This is a genomic window from Streptomyces spongiae (assembly GCF_009377185.1).
Lineage (GTDB): Bacteria > Actinomycetota > Actinomycetes > Streptomycetales > Streptomycetaceae > Streptomyces > Streptomyces spongiae.
In genome coordinates this window covers 1-5,754 of the sequence record NZ_VJZC01000614.1, presented here as the reverse complement: position 1 = coordinate 5,754, position 5,754 = coordinate 1, and the positions used below count along the sequence as shown (strand labels likewise).

Below are 5,754 nucleotides of genomic sequence, written 5' to 3'. Positions count from 1 at the left end.
GGGGACGCCATGGGGGATGCCGTGGGGGAAGTTACGACAGAGGCCGAGGCGCGGGCCGCGGTGCCGGACGGCGCGAAGCAGCGCGACGCCTTCATCTCGTACAGCCAGCGCAAGAACGCGCCGCTCGCGAAGACGCTCCAACGCGGCCTGGAGCGGCTGGCCGTCCCACGCTTCAGGCCCATGCGCATGAGCGTGTTCCGCGACGTCACCAGCCTGCCCGCCAACCACGACCTGTGGCAGTCGATCCAGCGCGAACTGACCCGCTCCCGCTACCTCATCCTGCTCGCCTCCCCGGAGGCCGCCGCCTCGCCCTGGGTGGCCAGGGAAGTCGACTACTGGCTCCGCGAGCGCGACACGGAGCACCTGCTCATCGCCGTCGCGAGCGGTGCGATCGAATGGGACGACGGAGCCGGTGACTTCGACTGGCAGAAGACCACGTGCCTGCCCCCGAACCTGGCGGGCCACTTCACGTCCACCCCGCTCTGGGTGGACCTCCGGGAGATCGAGGAACGAGCCCACCACTCCCTGCGCTACCCGCCGTTCCGCGCCGCGGTCGCCACCCTCGCCGCGCCGTTGCACGGCCGCCCCAAGGAGGAGCTGGAGCACGACGACTTCCGGCAGCTGCGGTTCGTCAAACGGCTGAGCTGGTCGGGCGTCGCCCTGCTCGTGGTGCTGCTCCTCCTCGCGGTCTACGGCTTCTTCGACGCCAGCAGACAGCGCGACGAGGCCGTGGCCCAGGCCCGCACCTCCGCCTCCCAGGCACTGGCCGCCCGCTCCGGCCAACTACTCGAGACGAGCCCCAACCAGGCGGCGCAGTACGCCTTGTACGCCGAGAAGACCAAGTCGACCCCCGAGTCGCGGCGGGCGCTGGCCCAGGCCGTGGCCGCGGCGCCGTATGCCAAGCGGAGGCTGCGGGGGGATGTGGACTCCGTGACGGGGCTGGAGGGCTCCAGCGGCGGGCCCGACACGGACGTCGTCCTCAGCGCGGACGGTACGACCGCCGCGTACCGCTCGGAATTCGACCGGGCTGAGGGCGTACGCCTCTACGACGTGCGCTCCGCCCGTCAGACGCGCGTCCTGCGCACCTATGGCAACCCCAGGGCGCTGAGCCGCGACGGCCGCGTCCTGGCCACGGAGGTCTACCTCAACCAGGTCCAGCTGTGGGACACCCGGACCGGAAAGCTCCTGCGCACGATGGCCACGGGGCACACGAAGGATTTGCCCAACGCCGCGCACGGGCTTCGCACCTTCGCTCTCTCGCCCGATGGACGGTGGGTGGCGGCCTCGCACCTCACCCCCGAGAACGAGGCGTTCGTGGTCGTGTGGAACGCGTCCGACGGGCGGGAGATCACCCGGATGCGGGTGAGCACCACCCAACTCGGGCTCGGTTTCTCCGCGGACGGCACCCGGATGACCCTGATCGACAGCGGGCGTCAGCAGGTCCGGGACTTCCTGACGGACTCGGCGCGCTGGGAGTCCGCCCGGTCTCTGCCCGAAATGACCGGCGACCCCTCGGACCCCTCGAAGTACTACGAGATCCTGTTGTTCGACGGTGCGCGCAAAGCCCTGGCCCGGACGTCGGAGCGCGCCGAGGTGTGGGACCTGGGGAAGCGCCGCCCTGTCGCCGAACGGTCCCTGGGCGTGTACCAGGACATGGCGGTCGCCGACGGCGAGGGGACCTTCGTGGTGGGCGGGCAGGACGGTGCCGTCCGGCTGTACGACGCGGCGCTGCGGCCCGGCACGACACTGGGCCGCCTCGCCCGGGCGGCCGGCACCATGGCTCTTTCGGCCGACGGCGCCCAGGTGGCCGTCGCCTCGTACGGCGGCGAGCTCAACCTCTTCACCACCGGGGCCCGGCGTGGGCAGCGAGTACCCCTCGGCGACCGGCAGTTCGACTACGGGGACTTGACCCCCGACGGACGCATGGCGGTGAGCAGGACCGAGGGCCGCACCGAGTTCTGGGACCCGCGCACCGGCCGCCGCCTCGGCGGGATTCCGTACGCCAACATGTCCGTGAACCTGGAGGACACGGCCTACACGCTCAGCGGGGACAAGCGGTACGTCGGCATGCAGAGTGTGGAACGCGGCCAGCATGAGGACAAAGGGCGGTTCGACATCTGGGACCTGCGCACCGGGCAGCGGACGGACTGCGGCGTGGCCTTCGACAGCGTCTTCGGGGATCTGGTCCGCCCCGCCGTCTTCTTCCTCCCGGGCGACCGGTATGTCGTCGGCATGTGGAACGGCGACGTGGAAGTGCTCGACACCCGGGGCTGCACCCGCAGCACGGTGATGCCGGAGCCCAAGTACGGCTCCCTCGCGCTCGCCCTGAGCGGGGACCGCAAAACCCTGGTCGTCCTTGACCAGACCGCCAACGACGTCGACACCTGGCGCTGGGACGGCGACCACGCCTTCGAGCACGCCGCCCACACCACCCTGCCGACCGAGGCCGAGCCCGACAGCATCGGTGTCGACCACGAGGGGAGCCAGGCGGCCTTCTCCGACCGGGAAAGCCATGTGTACGTGGTGCACCTCGACTCCGGCCGTCGTGTGCGCGCCACCGGGTACCTGCCGAACAAGACGTATGACGTGGCGTTCAGCCGGGACGGCAGTCTGCTGTTCCAGGGCTTCACGACCGAGAGCACCCGGGGCGTGCGCATCCTGGACGCGGGCAGCGGCGATCAGCTCGACGTCTGGAGCACGGACCCCCCGGCTGCCTCCGCGGAGGGTGACACCGGCATGCAGGTCGTCCCCGGCCCCGCCGACGACATCCTCACCCTCGGCCCCGACCACAAGATCGTCCGCCGCACGGTCGGTGTGGATGCCTGGCACGACCTGCTGTGCGGACTGGTCAGCCAGCCCCTGCCCGCCCGGGAACGGGACCGCTACTTGGCGGGCCTGGAGGTGGACGCCCCCTGCGGCTGAGGCCCGTGCACCATGGGGGTCGTGAGACTCCCTTTCTTCGTCTACGGCACCCTCCGGCCCGGTGAGCAAAACCACGACTTCTACCTGCGCGGGCGCACCGAGTCCGAGGAACCGGCCCTGATGCGAGGGCTCGTGCTGTACGACGGCCCCGGCTACCCGTACGCCGTGGAGGAACCGGGCGGCGTCGTCACCGGGGAGATCGTGACCGCACGCCCCGAGACGTACGACGAACTGCTCCGTGCCCTCGACCGCCTGGAGGACTACACGCCGGGCGACCCCCGCAACCTCTACGAGCGGGTGGAGAGGGAAGTGGCCCGCACGGACGGCACCCTCGTGCGGGCCTGGGTGTACGTGGCCGCGCCCACCATCGCGGCCCGGCTGCGGGCCCGAGGCAGGCTCATCGAGAGCGGGGACTGGCGGACCGCGGGGTGAGCATCAGCGGCGTACCGTCTCCAGCCGCACCGCGCACGCCTTGAACTCCGGCATGCGGGAGGTCGGGTCGAGCGCCGGGTTGGTGAGCGTGTTGGCGCGGCCCTCGCCGGGCCAGTGGAACGGCATGAACACCGTGTCGGGGCGGATGGTGCTGGTGATGCGCGCGGGAGCGACCGCGCGTCCGCGCCGGGAGACCACGGCCACCGGGTCCCCCTCGGCCGCCCCGAGCCGCTCGGCCAGCCGTGGGTGCAGCTCGACGAACGGGCCGGGCGCGGCGGCGTTCAGCTCGTCCACGCGCCGGGTCTGGGCGCCGGACTGGTACTGGGCCACGACCCGCCCGGTGGTCAGGAGCACGGGGTACTCGTTGTCCGGCTCCTCGGCGATCGCACGGTGCGAGACGGGGACGAAACGGGCCCGGCCGTCCTCCGTGGCGAACCGATCGAGGAAGAGGCGGGGCGTGCCGGGATGGACCGCCGCCCCGGCGTCCGCCTCGGCGCGCCCACCCGCCGGGTCGTCCGGCAGGGCGGCGTCGAGCGAGGCGTCCTCACGGTCGTCGGCGTTGCTGTCCGCGCGTGGGTCTACGTTCCTGTCCGCGCCGCTGTCCGCGTGGCTGTCCGCGCTGCTGTCTACGCCGCTGTCCGCGCCGTGGTTCGCGCCGCTGTTCGTGTCACCAGCCGCCGGGCACGGCCAGAACACCCCGTTCTCCTCCGCCAGCCTCCGGTACGTGATGCCCGAGTAGTCGGCGGGCCCGCCCGCGCTGGCCCGGCGCAGCTCCTCGAAGACCTCCTCCGGGTCCGTCGGGAAGCCCTTCTCCAGGCCCCGTTCCGAGCCCAGCCGGGCGGCCAGCTCGTGCATCACGTGCAGGTCGCTGCGGACGCCCTCCGGCGGGGTGATCGCCTGGCGGCGCAGCAGCACGCGGCCCTCCAGGTTGGTCGTCGTGCCCGTCTCCTCGGCCCACTGGGTCACCGGCAGGACCACGTCCGCGAGCGCCGCCGTCTCCGACAGCACCACGTCGGCCACCGCCAGGAAGTCCAGCGACCGCAGCCGCTCCTCGATGTGTGCCGCGCGCGGGGCCGACACCACCGGGTTCGAGCCCATCAGCAGCAGTGACTTGATGTCCGTCCCCAGCGCGTCCAGCAGTTCGTACGCGCTCCGGCCGGGGCCCGGCAGCGAGTCCGGGTCCACGCCCCACACCTCGGCGACGTGCCGCCGTGCCTCGGGATCGACCAGCTTGCGGTAGCCGGGCAACTGGTCGGCCTTCTGACCGTGTTCGCGCCCGCCCTGCCCGTTGCCCTGCCCGGTCAGACACCCGTACCCGGACAGCGGCCGGCCCGCACGCCCCGTGGCCAGGCACAGATTGATCCACGCGCCGACGGTGTCGGTCCCCTTGCTCTGCTGCTCGGGCCCGCGCGCGGTGAGCACCATCGCGGACTCCGGCTCGCAGAACATCCGTACGGCCTCACGGAGTTGGGGAACGGGCACTCCCGTGATCCGCTCCACGTACTCCGGCCAGTGCGCCATGGCCGCGGCCCGCGCCTCCTCCCAGCCGCTGGTGCGCTCGGCGATGTACGTCTCGTCCGTGCGGCCCTCGGCGACGATCAGGTGCAACAGGCCCAGCGCCAGCGCGAGATCGGTACCGGGGCGTGGGGACAGGTGGAGGTCCGCCTGCTCGGCCGTCCGTGTGCGGCGCGGGTCGACGACGATCAGCGTGCCGCCGTTCTCGCGCAGTTCGTTGAAGAAGCGCAATGACGGCGGCATCGTCTCCGCTAGGTTCGACCCGACGAGGATCACACAGCCCGTCCTAGGGATGTCCTCCAGCGGGAACGGCAGTCCCCGGTCCAGGCCGAACGCCTTCATGCCCGCGGCCGCCGCCGACGACATGCAGAAGCGTCCGTTGTAGTCGATCTGCGAGGTGCCGAGCACGATCCGCGCGAACTTGCCCAGCGCGTACGCCTTCTCGTTCGTCAGCCCGCCCCCGCCGAACACGCCGCACGCGTCCGGGCCATGCTCCGTCCGCGTGCGGCGCAGCCCCTCGGCGATCCGGTCGAGTGCCTCGTCCCAGGTGGCGGGCACGAGCGTGTCCTCGGAGCGCACCAACGGGGAGGTCAGGCGCACCCGGGACGAGAGCACCTCCGGCGCCGTACGGCCCTTGCCGCACAGCGCGCCACGGTTGACGGGGAAGTCCGTGCGCTCGACCACCTCGACGCCTCCGCTGGGCAGGGGCGACAGGTTCATCCCGCACTGCAGGGCGCAGTACGGGCAGTGCGTGGGCGTCGAGGTGGTCTGCATGCGTTTCAGCGTGCTTCGGCCGTGTTACGTGACGGGACGCCGTCGGTTACGCGGCCGGGACGGGGACCTCCCGGCGGGGCGGGGGCCGACGTGAGGCGGCCGGTCTGAGGG

Annotated in this window: 3 protein-coding genes; 2 read left to right on the top strand and 1 reads right to left on the bottom strand. The window is 72.1% G+C overall.

The genetic code is table 11. From position 1 onward, the window contains the following. Nucleotides 1–21 precede the first annotated feature (21 nt). Complete coding sequence (locus FNH08_RS42905) at nucleotides 22–2,922, top strand: toll/interleukin-1 receptor domain-containing protein (RefSeq protein ID WP_322726377.1); 2,901 nt, start codon at nucleotides 22–24, stop codon at nucleotides 2,920–2,922. Nucleotides 2,923–2,934: 12 nt separating this feature from the next. Continuing rightward, complete coding sequence (locus FNH08_RS42900; RefSeq protein WP_152776930.1) at nucleotides 2,935–3,354, top strand: gamma-glutamylcyclotransferase family protein; 420 nt, start codon at nucleotides 2,935–2,937, stop codon at nucleotides 3,352–3,354. A 3-nt stretch (nucleotides 3,355–3,357) separates the two neighbouring features. On the opposite strand, the gene FNH08_RS42895 is transcribed toward FNH08_RS42900, so the two are convergent. Continuing rightward, entirely contained in the window at nucleotides 3,358–5,643 is a 2,286-nt protein-coding gene (locus FNH08_RS42895; protein WP_152776929.1) for a molybdopterin oxidoreductase family protein, read from the bottom strand. Between the last annotated feature and the right edge of the window lie 111 nt (nucleotides 5,644–5,754).

Excerpts from the sequence above, each read along its gene's own strand:
- FNH08_RS42900 (WP_152776930.1), top strand. The coding sequence starts at position 2,935 with ATGGGGGTCGTGAGACTCCCTTTCTTCGTCTACGGCACCCTCCGGCCC.
- FNH08_RS42895 (WP_152776929.1), bottom strand. The coding sequence starts at position 5,643 with ATGCAGACCACCTCGACGCCCACGCACTGCCCGTACTGCGCCCTGCAG.